Below are 23,109 nucleotides of genomic sequence, written 5' to 3' on the forward strand. Positions count from 1 at the left end.
CTAGGATAAGTACAGACGGAGTTATTCTAGGATAAAAAAGAATAGGCTGGCGCTGTTTTTAGCTTGTTTTCCTGAAAATAAGCTAAAAACAGCGCCAGCCTACATTGGGTTGAGGAAGAACGGCCTACCTGACAATTTCCACCCAGCCTTTTGCTGTTTTGCCTTCGGTGTCAGTGAGAATATAAAAATAAGTGCCCTCAGACAAGACTCCTCCGTCCCAGTTTTGGTTATATTCTTTTTCGCGGTATAGCTCTTTGCCCCAGCGATTGTAAACCACCAGTTCTGTAGGCAGGCAGCTAAAGTTTTGTACAAAGGTATCATTCTTGCCATCGCCGTTTGGGGTAATGATGTTGGGTACAAAACTTTCGGTTACCACCACCTGGGCAACTTCTTGCTGAATCTCACAGCCGTTGCCATACATAGCAGTAAGCAGCACCTTATAAGTGCCGGGTTTGGTGTACAGGTGACGTGGAGTTTGTTCCTCTGAGGTTTCGCCATCACCAAAGTCCCAGACATAGCCGGTGGCGTTGGTAGTGGTGTTGGTGAAAGACGCATTGAAAGGAGCAAAGCCGGAAATGGTGGAAATATTTGGGCAAGGATTGGCTAACGCGGCCTGAATAATAGGCACGGGTGCCACCTGCACCCGGCGGGTAGCAGTAGCTATACAAGGTGTCGCTATAGAATAGGTAAGTTCCACCGAGCCTGTAAAGTTGGCCGGAGGCGTAAATGTGCCATCTGCTGTTACGTGTTGCCCTGACCAGGTACCGCCGGTAAAATTGGCCTTAAGCTGGAAAGGAGTTGTGCTGCCAGGGCATAGCACGGTATCTGGGCCAAGGTTTAACAAAGGAATATACACAGTTACCTCTTTTGTGATTTCACCACAAATACCGTTCTGGCCAGTGTTTTTGTAAATAATAGTGTGCTTGCCTATTCCGGCTACAGAAGGAATGAAGGTGTTGCCCACTACTCCTTTGCCAGAGAATGTTCCGCCCGCAGGCTGAGCTTCCATTAAAACGGGTTCTGACGAATTAGAGCAAAATTCATTGGCGGCCATGGTGATAGTATGCTCCGTGGGAGGTTCTACCGTCAGAACCATGGTGCTATTGCGGGAGCAGGCCCCTGTACCAGTTACGGTATAAGTCAGCACATGATTACCTACTAATTCCGGCATGGTATTAAACCAGTACACGCCATTGCTCACCGATACGCCAGTGCCTGACCAGACTCCGCCAGCCGGAAACCCTTCCAGACGGAGTGGGTCACCGTTAAAGCAAACTTTTTTGTCTTCTCCGGCATCGGCAGAAAGCTCCTCCACAAAATCAAATTTAAAGGCGGCGTTATTACAGTTTGGACTAGGATTGGTTTTGGAAAAGTAATTAGCGCCAGGTGGCATAGGAAAGTTAGACTTCCGTTGGCAACCTCCGCAAACTGCTTGATAAACGAAGCCTCGTTTGTCAAACCGGCTGGTGCCACCATCTACGTGTTCAGTACTACCTCCAGTTACGCCTTGGTCGCCGCCATAAAAAGTAGCGTACAGCAACTCTGAGGCATTCGTGCCAAGCTGCATCAGATAAAAATCACCGCCGTCGGTAGTAGTTTGTAACGCGTTGCTGGTTGCTGGTAAGCCAAAGGTGTTACCGTTATTATAAGAAGTTGCGTTGGAGCCACCCCCCCAGCCAGAGACATAGATACGCTGACAGTCATCTACCAAGAACGCACTGGGTGAAATGTCAACGGTATTTCTGCCTGCCCCGAACACGGTAGAGAAGACAGAGGTAGCTAAGTTGGCGCTTAATTTATGTATGAATTGGCGCCCATTGGCATTGCGGTAAGTACCGTTGGTAACTGGGTAATTCCCCAGAGTTTGGCCAAAAAGATACACGTCTCCAATGGCGTCGAGCTGTAAAAAGTAGACCTGATCATAGTTGGTGGTGCCCAAATATGAAGTAGCCAGTACTCCATTGCCCGCAGAGTTAATCTTAGCCACGAAACCGTCAACGTTGCCGCTCAATGATTTTTGGTAGCCCAAGTTACTGCCGGGTAAAGTGGCACTGGTGGTGCCTCCAGCTACAAAAACGTTGTAATCTTTGTCTACCTGAATAGAGTAGGCGGCATCTAAGCCACTGCCTCCAAAATAGTTGCTCCAGACAATATTGCTAAGGTCAGGTGATAACTTGGTGATGATGGCATCATAAGGTCCGCCGTTAGACTGAGACCGAAATCCATTTTTGGCCGGGAAATCAGTGGACATGGTGTTTGAGGCTATGTACACGTTTCCAGCAGGGTCAGTCACAATATCGCCACGATATTGGTCTCCATAGTTCTTCACCAAAGAAAGACCTATGCCGCTCGGGAAAGCCATTATGCCATCATTTTCGGTGCCGCCCAAAAAGGTGGAGGCAATCATTTGCTCCCCATTTTTGCTAAGCCTGGTGACAATTAAGTCAGATCCGCCATTATAAGAGGGATTGCCCGAGCCACCCAAGGGAGTAATAGGCGTTCCGCCCTTAAAGCTTCGGCTGAAAGCGTTGGCAGACGTGGGGTAGTCATTAGAACCGGTGGTGCCCAAAATCAGAAGTTCATCGTCTTGGTTTACAACCAAGCTATGCGGTGTATCGGTTTGGCTGCCGCCCAGGTAGGTGGCATATAACCGGGAAGCTGTACCGCTTACCTGGGTGTTATATTTGATGATGCTAATGTCCCAGGCTCCATTATGGGTCATCATAAACGCTCCTAAAGAAACCGGAAAACCTACATTATCCACAATGCCCCCTGAGTACATGTTGCCTTCGCTGTCGTGGGTGGCGGTGAATCCCCAGTTGTCAGCAAATGAGCCGGAGAAAGTTGAAAATACAATTACCGGATCAATGACCAGTGGCAGCTCTGTGCTATACCCTTCGGGAAAAGCAAATGAAAGAGTTTCCCCTTTCAGCACATACTGGCAGGGCACAATCTGCCGCTGCCCGTTCACTACCTGAAAAGCCACCGGCCGTTGCTCTGTCACTGTTCCCACTGATGTTTCAATGAGAAGATTGCCCTCTTTCAAAGAAAGCCGGGTGGCGCCTTTGTACTTCAATTTTATTTGTGCCGGGGAGGTGCCGGGGGCAACGTGTAAATCATATTTAAGATTTCCGTTTTGCTCGTATAGAGCCATGTCTACGCCTTGGTAAAGGCTTTTATACTGCACCTGCCTATACCCCTTAGCGCCGCTGCCCCATTTTTTAGGGTCTTTGCCCAAGTAGTAATTTCTTACGCCCGGAGTGATTTCTTGCCCTTGAGTAAGCGAGTGAACGTTTGCTCCCTCAAAAGAAACAGAATAAGCATGAGCTTTTGCTTTGCCAGTGTCGGCTGATTTTGCGGTGGGTTGGGTTGTGCCAGAGTCATGATTGTGAGCCTTGGCCTTTGCGGCGGGGTCTTGTAGCACATACAAAAAACCTGTGGGTTCCAGAAACATGCGTCCGGATGGTATTTCAGCAGAGAACTTTACCTGTGCCGGCCATTGCCCCTTGTTTTCCACAAACTCAAGGGAACGGTCATCATGTACACTGACAGGAGCAGGCATTGACACTGTAGAGGCAGGCAGGGGCTTGGTAGTTGGTACAGGGGCTCCGGTAAAAAGCTGGAGTATGGACCAGTAGGCTGAAATGAAAAAAAGTGTAACAGTAAGGCGCATCGTCAGAAAAAAAACTTCCGACTAAATTAAATTAAATTTGATTATAAATCAGCTTTTTAACACGCCTCCTGTTCTTATTCAGCTTAAGATTTTGATGGAAAGGTTAATTTCTGTTGGAATTGATAGTCTTACCAGCCCATGCGTTCTTTTAATGACATGATGTGGGCCAAATGATGCCTACCGTGCCAGGCATAGAGGCCAGCTGCCTGAAAAAGATAAATTTCTCCGCCCTCAGGGTGCACAAAGGTGCGGTGCCACTGCTCAAACGTAAGCGATTGCAGTAACATGGTCCATCGTTCGTGCAAAGGAGCTAATAGCTGTAAAGAAACAGCGGGGTCAGCAGTACAGGCATCAGGTAATTGCGCCCAGCCAGTTTCATCATAGGGCTTTATGATAGGGCGCTCCTCGGTTAACGCCAACCTAAACCTAATATAGCTGTTCATGTGGCTGTCTGGCAGGTGATGAACTACCTGGCGTAAGGTCCACCCGCTGGGGCGGTAGGGTGTGTCAAGTTGCTCTTCTGATAAACCAGAGACAGCATCTACTAATTGAGCAGGTAAGTCTTCAATAGCTGCCATGGCTTCTTTAACTATTTTAGATTGAAAAACAGTAGGTAGCTCATAACGGCCCACCGGAAAGCGGAGCTGTTCAATAGTGAGGGTAGGTGTTTCCATGACTGCGGGAAATTTTCTTAATAGGATGTAAACTTGGCAACTCAAATTTTGCTTTCTGGCTGATTTTTAAAAAATGGCCGGAAAACAGGAGAAGGATTTACTAAAGAGGGGGTACACACCAAACGGTACTAGCCATCTAAAGTTGCGGATTAAATACGGTCTTTTTGATAGAGTTTTGACTTAAGAGCTGCAATGGCCTTTGTCAGATGAAATCTAAATTTTGAATAAGCTCTACTGTTTTTGATTTAGTTTTCGTAAAACAGGCAAAAAACAAGACAGAATGCCTGAACTACCTGAAGTTGAAACTTTCCGTCGCTTTATAGAAGAAACCAGCCTGGGGCAGGCCATATCCGAGGTAGAGGTGCAAGACCCCAAACGTCAGCTTCTGTTAGATCTGGATGAGTTCAGGCGCGCTTTAATTGGGAATATGTTCACAGGAAGCCAGCGGCTGGGGAAGCAGTTGTTTTTGTTTACTGAGAAAGGGCAGGTGGTGACTATTCATTTCGGAATGACCGGCGATGTGGCGTATTTTAAAGATGAAGCTGATACGCCAAGGTTTGCCCGTACTATGTTTCACTTTCAAAATGGTTTTAAGCTAGCCATTCTGGATTCCCGTAAGTTTGGCCGAATAGGTATAACAGAAAGTGTAGAAGTCTTCCGGAAGCAAAAAAAGCTGGGACCTGATGCTCTTACAATCACCTCCCAAGAGTTGGCTATAGGCTTGACGCGGAAAAAGGCACCCATTAAAGCTCTTTTGTTAGATCAGCGCATTGCCCCAGGGATAGGAAACTGGATTGCCGATGAGGTTTTATTTCAGGCTGGCTTGCATCCGGAACGCCCCGCTGGTTCTTTGGTAGGTAAAGAAGTGGAGCTGTTGGCAGAAAAAATAAGAGATGTGCTGAAAACAGCTATAGAAGCGGAAGCCGTTTACCGGAACTTCCCGGCCCATTACCTCATCCATGCCCGAGAGTGGGATACTGCTCCCGCCGCAGCTTCAGCCGATGCGCATTTACATTGCCCGCACTGCGCATCAAATATTCAGAAAGATTATGTGGGCGGAAGGGCTACCTATTTCTGCTCCAGTTGCCAGGTGTAATTAGCTGTATTGGCTTCTTGTATTCTTCTGGTTAATTCTCTGTTTTAGGGCTATTTTCTTAAAAACACGTCAAAAACGACTAGTGGCGTAGAGGCTCGCAGATCCTCTAGACGCTACAAAGTCTTTTGAACAGACGCTATTCATGAGCAACAATCAACCAGCAACAACCAACAATTAAAAAGGATACCCAATTGCCAGGTTCAGCACCCCAGAGCCAAAGAGGCCACTGGTGGGGCGGTCGGCGTAATTAGGATCACGGAGAGGGTAAGCCAGGTCTAGACGGATAACAAAGAACTGCACGTCAATGCGTAAGCCGGCACCGGCACCTACAGCCAGTTCATTCAGGAAGTTGCCGCTGAATTGTCCGCCGGGGCGGTCTGGGTCTTCATTTACAAGCCAGATGTTACCGGCATCCACAAATACAGCTCCTTTCAGGTACGGGTCCATGAGCGGGAACCTGAACTCAGCGTTACCCTCCAGCCTGATGTCACCCACTTGGTCAAAGAAGGAGAAAGCGGGCGCCACTCCGCCTTCACGGGTGACGGAGGTGGGGTCATAGGTTCCCGGTCCAATGCTACGAGCCGCAAACGCCCTGATGCTGTTAGGGCCACCTGCCCCGTATTGCTTGATATACGGCAACACTCTGGAGTTACCGTAGGGTAAGCCATAACCGCCAATAAAGCGCGTGGCTAATACCAGCTTATCAGTAATGTTAAAGTAGTAGCGTGTTTCTAAATCGGTCTTTACGTACTGCGAGATGGCCTGCCCATTCAAGGTGTTAGGAAAGTCAGGATCAGCGGGGCGGCCATTCTTTACTCTGAAAATAAGTCCCCACAATCCGCCCGACATGTCAAGCCCTGGGCTGATGTAGAACTGGTGTTTTTTGCCTGCCACGCCTTGTGAGTTGTACACAAACCGGTAATTTCCCCCAATAATGAACTGCTGGTCAAAGCTTCGGGCCAGAAATGGTCTGTCTTCCAGAATCTTTTCAAACTCTGGGGTCACGCTGCCTAACCTGGAGAGCTGCACCTGCACGGGGTTGATGTAAATTTGAGTAGTAGCCCTTTGCCGCCAGTTGTAGCCGTACTCAAACGTGAATGAGTTCTGCTGGAAAAACTCCCGCCGGTCAATAAACCGGAAACCAAGCATAAACCTGGTACGGGGTTGGTACATACTATTAGATATTCTGATGTCGAATGGTGAAATAATGCGCGGAATGTGCATTTCGGCATCGGCTCCAAGTTCAAAAGAAGTTAGGTTACTTGAGCGCTCAGGGGCTCCGCCTCCAGATTGCGATTCAATAGAGCCTATCAGGTTGAGCATCAATAGTTCGGCACCCCTCAAAGCATTTCGGTTTCTGAAGTTAATCCTGATGCCGGGCCCTGCGTAGCCATTCGACTTGGTAACCATGAGCACCTCGGCCTGCAGTGACTTTTTCTTGGCTTGGGTAAGCAGAATGTCTGCGTTCAGCAAGCCATTTCGGCCAACAGAATCAAGGGGCGTGAACCTTACTTCGGCAAACTTGAAAGTGCCCAAATCCATGAGGCGGTTGATGGTCTGCAAATGTTTCTTGCGGCTGTAATAGTCATCATTGGTAATAAATACCGCGTTTAGAATTGCCCTTGCCTTAAAGGTCTCCTCATCTGGGTAATACTTATAGTTTTCATACTGAACTGGCGGAGCCTGAGGGTCAAGGGTGTCACCAGAAGCGAAGTCAGAGTAAATAGTTACCTGGTTATAGCGGTACGGAATGAGAGCTTTGTTAGGTGCTTCGCGTTTAATGCGCACATACACATCTACCTTGTTGTTTTGGGTACTGTCTACGTGGAATACCAGGTAATTCTCGTCAAAGAAAAAGTAGCCTTCTTCTTTTAAGACTTCGTTTATTCTCAGCCGCTCGGCAATAAGGGTCTGTAGATTATAAGGGTCGCCCACTTTTAGCAGTGAGTTAGGCTCAGTGGCTCTTATTCGTTCAGAAATACTGTCCTGTTCCTGCGGGAATTGTATCTTCTGGATGGTATACTGCTTTTGTACAGTGGCCGTATAATGTACACTAGCCATTTTCTTTTTGCTGGTGCTGTCTACCTCATAGGCAATGGCAGGGTTAAAATAACCCAGGTTGTAGAGCCGGTTTGCCATTTGACCCTGTACTTTCTCTGGATAAGCTTCGCTGAGTAAAACCGGCGGTTGACCCAGTCTGGTTTTAATCCATTTGGCAATGCCTTTGTTTTCTTTGTTTCCGCCAAAGGCATTGTAGATCCAGAGTTTAGGGCGCATGCCTAGAAAAGAGGAGTTAGGTTGCGGCCGAATGGCCTCCTGGAGTTCCCCTTCCAGGTCTTTGGTGGCCGTTTCAGGATATTCAGATTTCACCGTGATGTCGCCGCCAATGTAGAGGTAATCACCCTGGGGCACACTCTTGGTGCTGCTGCACCCTGCCAATGAGAAAAGAACAAGCAGAATCAGCCCTAAGAGTGCAGGAGAGGAGGTGCGCAAAATATGGGTAAAGTGTATGGTCATTATTTTACTTTTCCGGTGTTTTTGAAAAGCTCAGACAGGTTGTCGTACTCTTTCTGGTAAATAAGCGTCAGGCCTGTTCTCATGAGCTGCCCGTCTAAGAAGCCTTCGTAGCTGTTCTGGCGGAAAACCCGCATCCGCAGGCGCCCGTCTGGCGTGATGGAATATTCCACAGAGACATCGCCGGCAAACCCACTGGCATTTGCCGTCGCACCTTGGTCACTGCCCTCCAAGTCAAAGTTTTTGCCGAAACGTATAGTTAACCTGTCATTCAGCAACTGTTGCTGTAGGGCCACGTTAAGTTGGGTGCGGTTCTCGGCTTCGCCGGTAGAATAGTCTTCATAAGAGTTAACCCCTAAATCAAGGCCAAGTCCGCCCAGGTATTTTCCGGTGAGGGCGTTAAGCTGGTCTGTGAGCACCCCGCTGGCACTGCCGCGCAGGGCGCCGCCAAGGCCGCCGCCGCCAGAGCTGGCCAATGGGTCAGGCGCCATAAACCTGCCCAGTACCAAAAGCGAGAATACTTGTTTGGTGCGTTCAGATTCCTGGGTAGGTTGGCTTAACTGCTCTAGTCGGGCCTCAATGTCGCCCTCACCACGGGCCTCGTCTTCTAACTCTATGTTGAAAGAGATGGCAGGGTTCATGAGCTCTCCTTTCATGTTCAGGTGTACCTCAAACGGTAACTTCTGCTTGTATTGGTCCGGCACTTCGGAGAGTTGCGAAGCCATGAGTTCATACGGGGCCGCATCTACATTGTAAATAGCCGTAATGTTGGCGTCAGCGTCAAACATGTCTCCGTTCCAGACAATGTAGCTTTCCGGCGAAATCTCAAACCGGCGCTCTACCAGTTCATATAAACTCATCTCATAAGCTCCCTCTGTCACATCAAAGCGGCCAGTCAGGGTAATATCTTCGTTTACGTCATACCCCACATTAAGGGTGGAATTGCCTCGCACAGTTAGGTGATCACCGGCGTTGGCGTCTACAATTACCGTTATAGGTACATCGTCAGTAATGCTCAAGGTCATGGTCAGGTCAATGCCCTGTACTACTGCGTCTACCGTATCTATTTCTTTCTGCCGACCCAGGAAGCGGTTGCGGGTACTGTCAACATCTACAAAAACAACTATGCCTTCCCTGCTCGGGGTAACAGGCTCATCGGGCATTACATACGTGAAGTTAGAGTTAGGCCCAACGGTAACGGTGGTATTGATGATGGGCACATTCAGGTCGCCGGTAATGCGGGTGTCGCTGTCTACATATACAGTGCCGTAATACAGCGAATTGTCAGCTGCTGTGCTGTTGATCGCCAAAAAGTCATCGGTAGTGGCGCGCAGGTCAAACCGGTAGTCAAGGAAGTTGGTAGTCAGAATTTGTCCGTTGATCACGGCTTGGTTGCCCAGAGAGTCCAGCAGCGCAAACTCATCGAACCGGATGCCCTGGTTATTGATGGTTAGGCGCTCATCTGGTACGCGGTATACAGAGTTGAGCATGGCTACGTTGAAGGCGGCGTCATTAAACCTTAGATCGCCTGCCACGCTGGGGTTTTCCATAGTGCCCCTAATCGCAACCGAGCCTAATATGGCACCGCTCATATCTTTGAGCATGCCATAGGTGAAAGGCTGAACACTGGCCAGGTTGAACTGCTCAAAGTTCACGTCAAAAGACATAGGCTGATCTCCAGTGGCCAAATAATAACCGCCTAAAGTAACGTTGTTGCCGTTGCCGGTTAGGGCGGCGGTTACTTCGTAGCGGCTGCCACCAGCATTTCTGGCATCAAGGGTCAGGTCACCCACCGGCATGTTCTGGTATTTAAAGTTGGCCAGATTCATATCTGCCGTAAAGGTCAAATCGCCTGTGGGGTCAGTGATGGTGGCTTGTCCGTTCAAAGTACCGTCTATCAGGCTGTCTTGCTGCATAATGGCGCGGGCGAAGTACCCTACATCAATGTTCTGCAGGTTCACGCTGAGCGGTGAGGTGCGGCTGTTGGGGTTCTGGCTCTGCAGGTTAATGGCCATGGGCCCATTGGAGAGATTCAGATTGTTTGCCACCATGGCACCTGACTCTGTAAAATAGCGGATAAAATTATCAGGCGTTACCTGCCAAGGGTCTCGGTTGAGTAGCAGGTCTGGAGCCAAGCTGATCTCAAAGCCTCCGGCTATCTGCTGGAGGCGCAGCCCAATATGCGATTCGTCTTCTCCGGCTTCACTTACATTGGCAGCCCGCAAGGCCACCACGTTGTCTTGCACGTTGCCGCTCAAGACAATGTTATTAGCCCTAAAGGAAGTGTCTTGCCTGATTTGGTTGGCCCTGATGTTGTAGTTCAGCTGGTCAGGGTTAGAGTCTACGGCCAGTGCAATAGAATCTAACCGGAAGCCGCTGTAGCGCATCCTCGGAATTTGCCCTACTATCTGCAGGTTAGCAGTTCTGCTGTCATATGAGCCATATAATGTATCTAGCCGAAGCCGGTCGAGGCCTGGAACAAAGGCGGTGAGCACCCTTGGCTTGTGTAAGTCTAAACCAAAGGTAAACTGCTGGGGCCGGTCAGGCGTTTGGAAAGGGTCACCATCCAGGTCATAGTACCGGTCAATGTGCGCCATGAGCACGGGTGCCAATTCACCCAACGGGATGTTGCCGTCTAAGAAGCCCGTCAAAACATCTGAGTTGATGCGTAACTCTGTTTGGCCTGGCCGCTGGGCCAGCGTCACGTTTAACGTGTCAAATTCAATGAGCTGGTTGTTAGTGGTAATGGCTGCATCAGTAGCCGAGATGGTGGCATCCAAAGTGTTAATATTGGCCCCGTTGATGTCTACTTTTATATCGCCGCGCAACCGGAGGTCTTCAGGGTACAGGTTTAGTGCCTGAAAATCTATGGAGCGGATGTTAGTGTTCAGGTTTACTACCGGCTCTTCGCCTCTTAAGTTAATGGTGCCATTGATGTCAAAATCCAGGTTTTCGTCTTGGGTGCTGGTGGCGTTAACGGCATAACTGTTACGGTTGGCGTCTACATCAAAGGCAATGCCTTGGTAGTTATAGCCGTTGTATTCCAGACTTTGCACCGTTCCCTCAATGTTGGCAACCATATTTTCTGGTGTAATGCCCGTGCCGTCAATATTGGCTACCAAGGTGGCCCGGCCCAAGGTAGTATCTTGCAGCAGCCTGCCTAAATCAAACCTGATCAGCCGAACGGTACCGTCTATCTGCTCCTGGCCCGGTGCTCTGCCTGGCTCCATGTCAATTTTGGCTATGGCGTTGCCGAAGGTGGTACGAAGAGTGGCATCTACATCAAACGCGGTCATGGAGCCGCTGAAAGAACCTTCTAAGTCAATAGAGGGCGGTAAGGTAATATTGGCTGGCAGGGTACCCGCCGGAAGCAATGATTTTATATCAGCGGCGGTAGTGTGCAGGCGGTTCACCTGTACGTTGGCAAAAAGATTGTCTACGTTAGGCAAGCCTCTAATGCGGCCGCTAGCGGCCAGTTCGGTGTTGCGCCACCCGCTTACGCGCAGGTTACTGATGAGCAGGTTGTCCATGCGCCCGTTCACGGAGCCGTTCAGCCGGACGGTTTGGTTCAGGTTTCCTGCAATAGGAGGTTGGTTTGCCAAGGCCGGCTGCAAAAGTGCAATGTCCTCAAAACCGATGTACGTGTTTTCAAAGTCGGCGTTCAGCGTGAGTTTGCTAAGATCTTCGGCGGCTGTTTCTAAAGACGGATATCCTACTCTGATGTGGCGGGCAATGCGGCTGTTTCCGGTTTTCAGCACCAGGTCGTTCAGCTCGGTCTGCACTGAGTCAAACACAATGCCGGCGGTAAACCGCTCTATTTCAAAGCCGCTTTGCTCCTGAAAACTCAGTTGGTTTAATTGGGCTGTAGTGCTGTTGTTGCTGAAGTAGAGGTCTTGCAGCTGTATGTTAAGGTTCCGGGCCAGCAGGTAGTTAGGGTCTAAGCCTTTGGGCTGCTTAGGCGCGTCATAATTAGTAAAAGATGCATCTACCTCAGTTACGTTCAGTTTGTCTAGCCGCACCACCCAGTTCACGGTTTGTCCGGTAGACTTTTCTACAGACTTCTCCAGTGCCTCAATTACTTTTTTGGGGTTCACCACGCGGTACTCAGCGGGCAGGTCGGCGTTGTGGCCGTACGCGAGCACGCTGTTGTGCAGCTCCAGCGTGTTCAGGTCAATGCGGGTTTCCTCCAGATTAATATCCTGCGCATCTAAGCGCGCGGTACCAATGTTGGCGTCAATGTACTGGCGCGACACCCCGTTCCGGTACTTCAGCTTTACCCGGTCTAAGGCCACGTTCTTCAGCCCAAACTGCATGGTCAGGGGCGTTTCCTCTTCAGTGTCTGGCGGCACTTTGGTTTGCACCATGTCTACCCAGGTATCTTTCAGGGCAATGTCTCCAATGCGATAGATTTCTTTTTCCAGGTCCAGCTCATCCATGCCCACATTCAGGTTGCCTACGCGGGTACGCACGTTCTGGCCGTTTACCTCGTCTTTATAGGTCAGGTAGATGTTCTGTAAATCAATGGAGCCAATGTCATAGGTAAAGCCAGCACTGGTGGTGTCAACGGCGGCAGTGTCAGCGGGCGTGGCAAAGGCTTCTAAAATGTAGTTAAAGTTAAAGGCGCTGTCGGGCAGGGTGCGTTCAATGTGGGCAGTGGCGTTGCGCAACTCCAATGACGATAAACCTACTTTAGACTGAATAAGCCCAAAGATGTCAAGATTGGCCGCCAAATGCTCCGAGTACCAGAGCGTATCGCCTTGCCGGTCTTCCAGGTACACGTTTTCCAGCAGTAGGTCTTTACGTAGGTCGCTCCGGAACTTGCCAATTTCCACCTTAGTGCCAATCTTGTTCTCTAGCCAGTTTTCCGCTTTCTGGGTGGCAAAATCCTGTACAGCCGGAATCAGAAGTGCCACCCAAATCAGCACCACCAGAAACAGAATAGAGCCAATTATCCAGAGGATGACTGACAGCGTTTTGAGCGTATATTTTTTAAGAGTATGCGTAGACAAAATCTCTATATAGTATTATGATAAGATGATACTTGTACTCAAGAGAGAGAACAGTGGTTACATTAGAAACAGCCAGTTCAGAAGAAGGTTAACTGTTTTTGACCTCCTTTTAGAAAAACAGGCCAAAAACAGCCTTACAAGCGAAGTGTGTCTAAAATATACTTAGCTGCCTTGCTTGCGTATGGGGTAGAAAACAGCAGTGCCTCTCATGCGCCCATATTCCTCTACCAAGCCCCAACCTTCTGATTCTGCCCTCACCCAAGAGCGTCGCCAACTGCTGCGCCGGATTCAGCATGCTTTAGAAGGACCCATGATTTTTCTGGGTTTTGTGTGGCTGGTGCTGTTGGTGGTAGAGTTTATCAGGGGCTTGGGGCCGGTGCTGGAGTTGGTGAACTATTGTATCTGGGGAATTTTCATACTGGACTTTCTGCTGAGGTTTTTTCTGGCTCCAGAGAAGGCACTGTTCCTGAAAGAAAATTGGCTCACGGCTATTTCACTCGTGGTGCCTGCCTTGCGGATATTTAGGTTAGCCCGGTTCTGGCGCGTGTTCCGTACGGTGCGGGCGGTGCGGGGTATTCGGCTGGTGCGGGTGCTAAGTTCCCTAAACCGGGGTATGAAAAGCTTGGGAGCCACCATGGGGCGGCGGGGCTTCGGCTATATGATGGCCTTGACGCTGGCGGTGCTGCTGGCGGGTTCAGCAGGTATGTACGCTTTTGAAAAAGAAGCCGATAACGGTTTAGCCACCTACGGGGAAGCCCTGTGGTGGACCGCCATGATTTTGATTTCATTGGGCAGCGAATATTGGCCACAAACGCCCGAGGGGAGGGCTCTTTGCTTCGTGCTGGCCCTGTACGGTTTTGCGGTGTTTGGGTACTTTACAGCTTTACTGGCTAGTTTCTTTTTAGACCGAGACGCCGCCAGCAAAGAAACCGAAATAGCCGGAGCCAGCCAATTGGCACAGTTGCACCAAGAGGTAAGAGAACTAAAAGAAACGCTGTTGACTACGCTGGCCCAGCAAAATCAGCCTAAAGGCTCTGATGGTAATACCTCTGCAAATGGGGGAAAGGAAGACTGAGAGCAGTTGTTGTAGCTCTGCAAAAGATGGGGGGAGAGCTGTTTTTGGTCTGATTTTCTAAAAACAGGCCAAAAACAACTTTAAACAAGGTTAATAAAGCGGCTTGCGCATCTGATAGTGCTGTACCTCTCCGAAGAGAAGGTGCGTGGGGTGTTCTTCGGTGAACCCGTTACGCTTGTAGAAGTTTTTGGCGTACTCACGGGCCTGCACAATTAACTCTTTGGCTCCCAATTTACGCGCTTCTTCTTCCACGGCCTGCAATAATCTACGGCCTACCTGCTTGTTCTGGTATTTAGGGCCAACCGCCAGAAAGCGCAACTGAGCCTCGGTGTCAGATTCCATGTGTACGCGGCACCCCCCCATAATTTCACCAGAATCTTCATTGATGGCCATTAAATGTACGGCGGTGTCGTCGTCTTCCATGCGCTCACTGCCAAGAGGCTGGTGCCAGGGGCGCCGTAACATTTCGTAGCGTAAGCGGTAATATTGTTCAAACTCGTGAAAAGTCGATGGTTTTATAATCTGCATGACTGCGTAATTAATCTCAATTCTTTAAAATCGCCTAAATCTACTAAGTTTGTTTCTCATAAAGCAACCAAAGTAGGTACTATATACTATCCTTTTACCTTAAATTTTTGTTATGCCCTCATTTGACATTGTAAGCAAAGTAGATCCCCAGACCTTAGACAACGCCATAAATACGGTAAAGAAGGAGATTCAGACACGCTATGACTTCCGTGACACCAAAGGCTCTGTAGAGTTAGACAAAAAGTCTAATGTGGTGCACATCACCACAGAGAACGACATGCGCCTGCGTCAGATTGAAGACATTATCTTGAGCAAAATAGTAAAGCAGCAGATAGACGCCACCGCCCTTGACTTCAGCAACGAAGCCCAACCCAGCGGGCCTATGGTCAAGAAAGATGTGAAGGTTCGGGCCGGTATTGACAAAGAAGACGCCAAAAAAATTGTAAAGCTCATCAAAGATAGCAAGCTAAAAGTTACCCCGGCCATAATGGATGACCAGGTACGCGTTACCGGCAAAAAGATAGATGATTTACAAGATGTTATAGCCATGCTGCGCGGTGCCGAACTAGGTTTTCCGGTACAGTTCGTGAACATGAAATCTTAGGCTGCTTGGTTTGGCTTGCATCAGTTCTTTTGTTCACCACCCATGGGCCTAACTAAGTAGTACAAGCTGCGTTTAATTGCTTTATCTTGCTGCGCTATAGCTACTACTTATTATAACCTAAAACTATGTTTGAAGTCTTTTCTAGCCCTGATGTTTGGCTAAGCTTGCTCACTCTTACCTTTATGGAGGTGGTGTTGGGTATAGACAATATTGTCTTTATCTCTATTGTGGTGTCGCGGCTGCCAAAAGAGCAGCAGGCGAAAGGACGCACCATAGGACTCATGCTGGCGCTGGTGTTCCGGATTATTCTGCTGTCTTTTATCAGCTACATAGTAAACGCCAACCAACCGCTCTTTACCTGGAACCTGTTCTGGCTAGATGAGCCGTTTGCCGTTTCATGGCGCGACATCATTCTGTTTGGCGGAGGCTTGTTCCTGCTGGCCAAAAGCACTACCGAAATCCATAACAAACTGGAAGGCGAAGAAGAGAGCCATGGCCCATCTGGCGGTACGGCTACCATGGGTAAAATTCTGATTCAGATTATCATGGTAGACATTGTCTTCTCTTTTGACTCTATTTTAACCGCGGTAGGCTTGGTAGACCACATAAGTGTCATGATTGTGGCCGTGGTCATCTCAATGGGTATCATGCTGGCGTTCGCCAAAGTGGTGAGTGATTTTGTGAACAACCACCCAACCGTGAAAATGCTGGCCCTTTCGTTCCTGATTCTGATTGGGGTGATGCTCATGGTAGAGGCTCTGCACGCGCATATTCCTAAGGGCTACATCTATTTCGCCATGTTCTTCTCATTGGTAGTAGAGATGCTGAACATGAAGCTCCGCAAGAAAACACAGCCAGTGCAACTGCGCCAAAGCGACATTGTGGAAACTGACAGCAGCCCGAATTCGACTATGTAATTTCTTACCAATATTTTGAGTTATGAAAAGAGCGGAAACCGTTTTAACGGTTTCCGCTCTTTTTTTACCCCTCCTATAACTGCGAAAGAAGCTGGTTTTGCTCTATATTCAAAAAATAGAGCCTAAAGCTCAGTTTTAGGCAAAGTGAATGTCAAAGTCTGGAGGAAGTCTATAATGTTAGGTATCAATACTTAGTTGTGAAATATTTTAATTAACCTATTTCAATATTGAAAATAAATTATTTTATTAGACATGAAAAATAGCTTTTAGAGCAGTTCTTGAAAGGGAGATAGGGCGCTACTTGTAGTGGCCAAGGGGGAGATTCTCTAATTGGGGCTTTATTTGAATATGAGTACTATTCTTAGCTTCTCACATATAACGAACTAACACTTTTTTACCCTTATCTCCTTTTTATGAAAAAACTTTACTCCCCAGATTCTTCACGGGTGGTGGTAGGATCTTTACTGCCTAACCTAAAAAAAATGGCCCTGCCGCTTATGGTGGCCTTACTCTCTGCTGGCTCTGCCCTTAGTCAGGATTTTGCCGATCATTTGGTGATTAGTGAGGTGTCAGGTGGCGGCGGGAATCCAGATGCTCCCTACAACTCAGATTATATTGAACTTTATAACCCCACGTCCGCTGACATCAGTATCAACGATTGGTCGGTGCAATATTCCCCTGCAGACGGAACTTCTTGGTCTGCCACTCCACTTACCGGCACTGTAAAGTCTAAAGGGTACTTTCTTATTAAGTTATACACAGGTAACGGCTTGGCAGATTTGCCTCATTTTGATTTGCAAGGTGGTACTTCCATTGCTTCTTTGCGTGGGAAAGTAGTGTTGGTTAACACCACTACTCCTGTGGAAGGAGCTAATCCTGAGGGGGCGCATATTATTGATAAGGTTGGTTGGGGCCAAACAGGTACAGCGGCTACTGGGTTTGAGGGAATGCCTGCCCCAACGTCTAATACTACCTCGGTGCTGGAAAGAAAAGCCTTTGCCACTTCCACCGCTGAATCTATGGGACCTAATGGGGAAGACGTTAACCAAGGCAACGGGTATGACTCTAATAACAATAATCAAGATTTCGTAATTACTGGAACGCCAAGTCCTCAATACTCTGGCTCACCTACTGAATCACCTACAGTGGCGAGTGCAGGTGAAGAATTAGCAGGGGCCGGATTACCTAAAAGTTTTGTTCTTTCTGCCGTGTTTCCTAATCCTGTGCAGGCAGAGGGTACAATAAAATTTGGCTTGCCAAAGGCATCTGCCGTGCAATTCATGCTGTACTCTGCGGCTGGCGCAAAAGTTCAGGAGAAAAAACTAGGCACTTTTGCAGCAGGTTATCATGAGGTAAAGGCTTTCTCGGTGACTGAAAACAAATTGGCCCCTGGTGCCTACATACTGCGCCTGACTTCAAACAGCGGCACAGTATCAGAACGGGTAGTGATCACAAGATAATGATGAAGGCTTGCCTGCTAATAATGAGATCAGGAAGGCACCACCACCCGCTTTAAGATAACAAGGTGCCTCTAGAGTACATCGAGAGGCACCTTGTTGGAATAGGTCATGAATTTTTAGTTTTGCCTTTTGTCTGTTAGCTGGGTGTCAAAGTTTTAACTGCTCTTTCAAAAAAATAAGCTAAGTTTAGCAGTGGGAATGCTGCATACTTATAAATAGGCAAAGAAGTGAAACTTGCGCCAGCCATCAGGAACGGATAAGGCAGCAAAGTTCCGAATGCTTATGTCTTCTCTGATAATAAAAGCTCCAATTGCATATACCTTTTCAACAACCATAACTCTTACTTTTTAACCTTAATTCTTTATGCTAAAACTTTACCAGCAGAGTTTTGACAGTGCTGCTCTAAGGGCTGTTCTGCCTAAACTGAAACAGATCCTTTTCCTGCTAATTTTTGCTCTTTGTTTCTCAGGAATGGCAAACGGGCAAATGGCCAATCATGTAGTAATAAGTGAGGTGTATGGCGGCGGCGGAAACAATGGAGCAACTTTTAAAAATGACTTCATTGAGTTGTATAATCCTACTGATGCTCCCGTAAGTCTGAATGGTTGGTCAGTGCAGTATGCGTCTGCAACAGGAACTACATGGAACAATAAAGTAAACTTACCTGATGTTACTATTCCGGCTAAAGGCTTTTACCTGATAAAGGGTGCAGCAGGTACTGGAACTACAATGCCAGATTTGCCGGCTTTTGATCTTGAAACCAACATTAACTTAGCTGGTAGTAACGGTAAAGTAGCTTTGGTAAGTAGCACCACTGAATTGACAGGAGCCAATCCTACTAGTACTACCATTATAGATCTAGTAGGTTACGGTACTGTTAATGGCTATGAAGGAACGGGAGCTGCGCCAGCTGCTTCTAACTCCACGTCTGTTGAGAGAAAAGCAAACAGCACTTCTACAACCACTTCTATGGCAGCCGGTGGTGATGACGCTAAAAAAGGCAATGGCTTTGACAGCAATAACAACAACGCTGATTTTATTGTGTCAAGCACGCCTACGCCCCAGCATTTGGGTTCCGGTACTGAGCCAGCTATTATTCGCGTAGTAATTAGCGAGGTATACGGTGGTGGCGGAAACGTTGGTGCACCATATAAAAGTGACTTTGTTGAGCTGTATAACCCAACCAATCAAGCTATTGATTTAACGGGTTGGTCTATTCAGGAAGCAGATGCCACTGGTTCAAACTGGGCTAAGACAAATTTGCCAGCTAAATCTATTCCAGCAAAAGGTTATTTCCTGTTCAGGGGAGCCACCGGAGATGGTGAAGCAGATCTTCCAACTGCTGATGACAGCCATAACGGGCTTAGTATTTCTGCATTAGGCGGTAAAGTGGTATTGGTGAAAAACAATACTTTAGTTACTGGCAACAACCCTACCGGTGATCATATAGTTGATAAAATAGGTTGGGGTACGGCCAACGATTTTGAAACAGCTGCTGGTCCAGCCACTTCTATCTCTACCTCTATAGAAAGAAAAGCTACCAACACCTCTACCCGAGCATCTATGGCTGCGGGCGGAACAGACTATGAAAGAGGCAACGGGTTTGACAGCAATGACAACAGCTTTGACTTTGTAATATCCAGTGTGCCCAATCCGCAGAATATGAGTTCTTCTATTGAAGAGCCTGCCGCTTTGGTGCCTGTTGTTGTGCCTACTTTGAATACTGCGGTTGTAGAGGATGTAAATGCCAAAACGGCTACTTTAGGTGGTGATGTAACCCTGAATGGTGGTGCAAAAGTTACTGAAAGAGGCGTTGTTTACGTAGCTAGTGCCACAGCCGTAGAACCTACCATAGGTACAGCCGGCCATATACAAGACGCCAATAGCTCTGCCGGGGAAGGTGCATTCACTGAAGTGATTTCTGGTCTGACACCAAATACAAAATATTATGTTCGGGCGTATGCTGTCAATTCAGCGGGTACTTCTTATGGGCAGGTAGAAGAATTTACCACTACCGTTGCCAGTGCTAACGCCAACCTGGCCGGACTGCAGATTAGCTCAGGTACATTCAACCCTGCTTTTGATCCGGCTACTACCAGCTATGCCGTTGCAGTGAATCACTACACCACATTGGTTAGTTTTATTCCAGTTCTGGAAGATGACAATGCCACCATCACGATCAATGGCACAGCGGTCTCAAACGGAGCAACTTCTGCCCCTGTGAATTTAGCAGTTGGAGACAACACCATTACTGTGGTAGTGACAGCAGAAGATGGCACCACTACACAATCTTATGCTATTAATGTTAACCGCCCGGCATCCGATGAAACCGGAGGAATAGCCAATCATGTGGTGATCAGTGAGGTGTCAGGAGGAGGCGCAAACACACCCTCTCCTTATAAAGAAGACTACATAGAGCTGTACAACCCTACTTCTGCAGATGTGGTGCTTGATGATTGGTCTTTGCAATTCTCGACCCAAACCGGAACCACCTGGACCAAACTCCCGCTTAGCGGCACGATTAAGCCTAAAAGCTATTTCTTGTTAGTAGGTGCCACCGGTAACGGCGGAGCTTCTGTGCCTTACGCTGATATTATCAACACTTCCTTAAGTACCGCTGCTTTAAGAGGTAAAGTAGTGTTGGTCAGCAATAACGAAACAGTTACTGGCGCCAACCCAACCGGTGCACACATTGTAGACAAAGTTGGTTGGGGTAATGACGGAGCTAACAGGGCTACAGGGTATGAGGGTGCTCCCGCCCCAGTGGCTACTACTACAGGTGCCGTTGAGAGAAAAGCTACTGCCTCGTCAACTGTAGAAACTATGGCTGCAGGTGGAGCTGATGCCCGCAAAGGCAACGGTTTTGACAGCGATGTAAACAGCTTTGACTTTATGATCGCTACCACTCAAAACCCACAATATTCCGGTTCTGCTACGGAAGGCCTGGAAATACCAACGGTAGTCAGCGCAACGGCAACTGCTGTAGCCAGTAACAGCGCCACCTTAGGTGGAAACGTTACTGAGGCGGGTGCTTCTGACGTAACAGAAAGAGGAGTAGTGTACATGGCTAGTTCCTCGGCTGCTGTTCCATTTATAGGAACTACCGGCGCTGTGAAAGCAGCGCATGACCAAAATGGAGCCGGTGAATTCTCGGCGCAGATAGCAGGTCTGAACAGCATGACCACCTATTACGCCAGAGCATATGCCATCAATGCGGCTGGTACCGCCTACGGCGATGTCTTCTCCTTCACCACCCCGGCCTCTACAAATGCCAGCCTTTCTGGCTTGGCGTTAAGTTCCGGAAAACTTTCTCCTGCGTTTGATGCGGCAACCCTGAGCTACAGCGCTTCTGTTTCTTCGGCTACCACTTCTATTATGATTACGCCTACCGTGGCCGATGCTGGCGCTTCTGTTACCATAAATGGCCAAAGTGTGGCCAGCGGCAGCGCTTCTAGTGAAATTGCCCTGAAGTCTGGTGCCAATGCAATTGATGTGGTAGTTACCGCTCAAGATGGTACTACTACCAGCACCTACACCATTAGGGTGAACAGAGCGCTGACAGATCACTTAGTGATAAGTGAAGTATACGGAGGAGCCGGTAACGCTGGCGCTCTTTACTCTTCAGACTATGTAGAGCTGTACAACCCTACTGATCAGGATATAGTAATGGAAAACTGGTCTATTCAATATGCGGGCTCTACCAGCTCTTCATGGGCGGTGCATACTATTTCTGGTACTGTTAAAGCCAAGGGTTACTTCCTGGTGAAAGAATTAGGTAGCTCAGGTGCTTCAGCCATTCCAACGCCAGATGCCTCTGGTTCATTAAACATATCAGGTTTTAGAGGAAAAATATTGTTGGCGAACAACAACACTGCCGTTACCGGAGCCAATCCAACTGATGCTCAGATTGTTGATTTACTTGGCTGGGGTGAGGCGAACGCCGCGGGTACAGTCGGTGCCGCCAATGGTTATGAAACGTTCCGTGCGCCTAATACAAATGAGTTGACTGCCCTTGAAAGAAAAGCTAACAACTATTCAACAGCTGCTACCATGGCAGCAGGTGGTGCAGATGAGCTCAAAGGCAATGGCTTTGACAGCAACGACAATAGCTTTGACTTTGTACTGTCTACACCAAACCCTCAGAATTCTAGCTCGGCTACAGAAGAAATGTCCAGCGAGATGATGGCACCGGTGGCTCCAACTGTAACCACTGCCACTGCCAGCAACATAACGGGTGTGGGTGCTACCTTAGGTGGAGATGTGACCGCTAACGGCGGAGCGAAAGTTACGGAGCGTGGTGTGGTCTACGTGGCCAGTGAAACAGCTGTAGAACCAACCATAGGTACTGATGGTCATGTGAAAGATAGCTTTACCACCGGAGGTTCAGGTGTGTTCTCTGAAACCATTTCAGGGCTTGCCTTCAACACCAAATACTATGTAAGAGCGTATGCCATGAATGAAGTGGGTACATCTTACGGAGCGGTACAAGAGTTTACTACTGCTGCGGCCTCTACTAATGCTGATTTAGCCAACCTGACCATTAGCGCCGGTACTCTTACTCCTGATTTTGATGCGGCTACTTTGTCCTACACAGCTACGGTGCCATTTTCAACTACTTCTTTAACGGTAACGCCTACTTTAGCCGATGCCAATGCGCAGGTTACGGTAAATGGCTCACCTTTAACGGGAGCCACCGGTTCAGCTGACGTTCCGTTGGTCGTTGGAGACAATACCATTACCATTGTGGTTACGGCACAAGACGGTGCTACAACTAAAACCTACACCGTGGCGGTAAATAGAGCTGCGGCCTCTACCAATGCAGCGCTTTCTGGGTTGGCTCTGAGTGCCGGAACTTTAACTCCAGCTTTTGATGCCGCTACCATGAACTACACCGCATCTGTAGCCAATAGTGTTACTTCAATGACAGTAACCCCAACCGTAGCCGACGAGACTGCAACCGTTACGGTTAACGGTACTGCCGTTGCCAGCGGAAGCGCCTCTGGCAACATAGACTTGGCTGTAGGCGAAAATACCATCACTACTGTGGTAACAGCACAAGACGGTACAACCGTAAATACGTACACGGTAGTAGTGAACAGAGCGTCTTTAACTTCTATTAGTGGTAATTTTGGCACTCCAGCCGTGTTCGTGCTGACCTCGGTTTACCCTAACCCAATGGCAACTGAAGGTGCCGTTAAATTTGGTTTGGCCAAGCCTTCTGCTGTTCAGCTGGAAGTGTTCTCGTTGAACGGCGTAAAAGTGTTGTCAAAAGACCTAGGCACCTTTGCGGCCGGAAGCCATGACGTTACCTGGTTCTCCCCTGAAAACTCTTCAACGTTGGCTCCGGGTGTATACGTACTTCGCCTGGTGTCTAACAGCGGAACTGTTTCTAAGCGCTTTGTAGTAACTAGATAATTGAACGTGCAAGATTTTTGCACTAACCTGCTTCAAAAGCTCCTGGCATTGCCAGGAGCTTTTTTTTGTGTGTCTTGCCTAAACGGTCTGCTATTTTCATTCTGTTGCCATTTGGCAGGGAGGCCTCATGAAAAGTATAAATAG

11 protein-coding genes are annotated in these 23,109 nt (G+C 48.3%); 6 read left to right on the forward strand and 5 right to left on the reverse strand.

What is annotated here, in order from left to right; genetic code table 11:
• Positions 1 to 124 precede the first annotated feature (124 nt).
• A complete protein-coding gene (locus A8O23_RS00525) occupies positions 125 to 3,562 on the reverse strand; it encodes a DUF7948 domain-containing protein (protein ID WP_161486670.1) in 3,438 nt (1,145 codons plus the stop codon).
• A gap of 239 nt (positions 3,563 to 3,801) precedes the next feature.
• Entirely contained in the window at positions 3,802 to 4,347 is a 546-nt protein-coding gene (locus A8O23_RS00530; protein ID WP_066615296.1) for a YfiT family bacillithiol transferase, read from the reverse strand.
• A gap of 280 nt (positions 4,348 to 4,627) precedes the next feature.
• On the opposite strand from A8O23_RS00530, the gene mutM reads away from it, so the two are divergent.
• The gene (gene mutM / locus A8O23_RS00535) at positions 4,628 to 5,443 is read left to right on the forward strand and encodes a DNA-formamidopyrimidine glycosylase (protein ID WP_066615298.1); all 816 of its coding nucleotides are present in this window, start codon (positions 4,628 to 4,630) and stop codon (positions 5,441 to 5,443) included.
• A 174-nt stretch (positions 5,444 to 5,617) separates the two neighbouring features.
• Here mutM and tamL read toward each other — a convergent pair whose 3' ends face one another.
• Together tamL and A8O23_RS00545 are read right to left on the reverse strand one after the other, a co-directional pair.
• Positions 5,618 to 7,960, reverse strand: coding sequence for a translocation and assembly module lipoprotein TamL (tamL, locus tag A8O23_RS00540; protein ID WP_066615300.1), 2,343 nt, complete (start codon positions 7,958 to 7,960; stop codon positions 5,618 to 5,620).
• On the reverse strand, positions 7,960 to 12,966 hold the full coding sequence (locus A8O23_RS00545) for a translocation/assembly module TamB domain-containing protein (protein ID WP_066615306.1): 5,007 nt from the start codon (positions 12,964 to 12,966) through the stop codon (positions 7,960 to 7,962). Before A8O23_RS00545 ends, tamL begins: the two co-directional genes overlap by 1 nt.
• 208 nt (positions 12,967 to 13,174) lie before the next feature.
• On the opposite strand from A8O23_RS00545, the gene A8O23_RS00550 reads away from it, so the two are divergent.
• Entirely contained in the window at positions 13,175 to 14,041 is an 867-nt protein-coding gene (locus A8O23_RS00550) for an ion transporter (protein ID WP_066615308.1), read from the forward strand.
• A gap of 90 nt (positions 14,042 to 14,131) precedes the next feature.
• On the opposite strand, the gene A8O23_RS00555 is transcribed toward A8O23_RS00550, so the two are convergent.
• Positions 14,132 to 14,569 (reverse strand): GNAT family N-acetyltransferase, encoded by a 438-nt coding sequence (locus tag A8O23_RS00555; RefSeq protein ID WP_066615310.1) that lies wholly within the window; start codon positions 14,567 to 14,569, stop codon positions 14,132 to 14,134.
• A 112-nt stretch (positions 14,570 to 14,681) separates the two neighbouring features.
• Between A8O23_RS00555 and A8O23_RS00560 the strand changes: the two genes are divergently transcribed.
• The 4 genes from A8O23_RS00560 (at position 14,682) to A8O23_RS00575 (ending at position 22,965) form a co-directional block, all read left to right on the forward strand.
• Positions 14,682 to 15,173 (forward strand): YajQ family cyclic di-GMP-binding protein, encoded by a 492-nt coding sequence (locus A8O23_RS00560; protein ID WP_066615312.1) that lies wholly within the window; start codon positions 14,682 to 14,684, stop codon positions 15,171 to 15,173.
• Between the two features lie 125 nt (positions 15,174 to 15,298).
• Entirely contained in the window at positions 15,299 to 16,090 is a 792-nt protein-coding gene (locus A8O23_RS00565; protein ID WP_066615314.1) for a TerC family protein, read from the forward strand.
• A gap of 413 nt (positions 16,091 to 16,503) precedes the next feature.
• Positions 16,504 to 17,550 carry a lamin tail domain-containing protein gene (locus A8O23_RS00570; protein ID WP_066615317.1) on the forward strand — a complete coding sequence of 349 codons (1,047 nt, stop codon included), beginning with the start codon at positions 16,504 to 16,506 and terminating at the stop codon, positions 17,548 to 17,550.
• Between the two features lie 471 nt (positions 17,551 to 18,021).
• Positions 18,022 to 22,965 (forward strand): cadherin-like beta sandwich domain-containing protein, encoded by a 4,944-nt coding sequence (locus tag A8O23_RS00575; RefSeq protein ID WP_153042025.1) that lies wholly within the window; start codon positions 18,022 to 18,024, stop codon positions 22,963 to 22,965.
• The last annotated feature ends 144 nt before the right edge of the window (positions 22,966 to 23,109 follow it).

Origin of the sequence: Rufibacter roseus (assembly GCF_001647285.1) — a bacterium.
In the GTDB taxonomy this organism is placed as follows: Bacteria; Bacteroidota; Bacteroidia; order Cytophagales; family Hymenobacteraceae; genus Nibribacter; species Nibribacter roseus.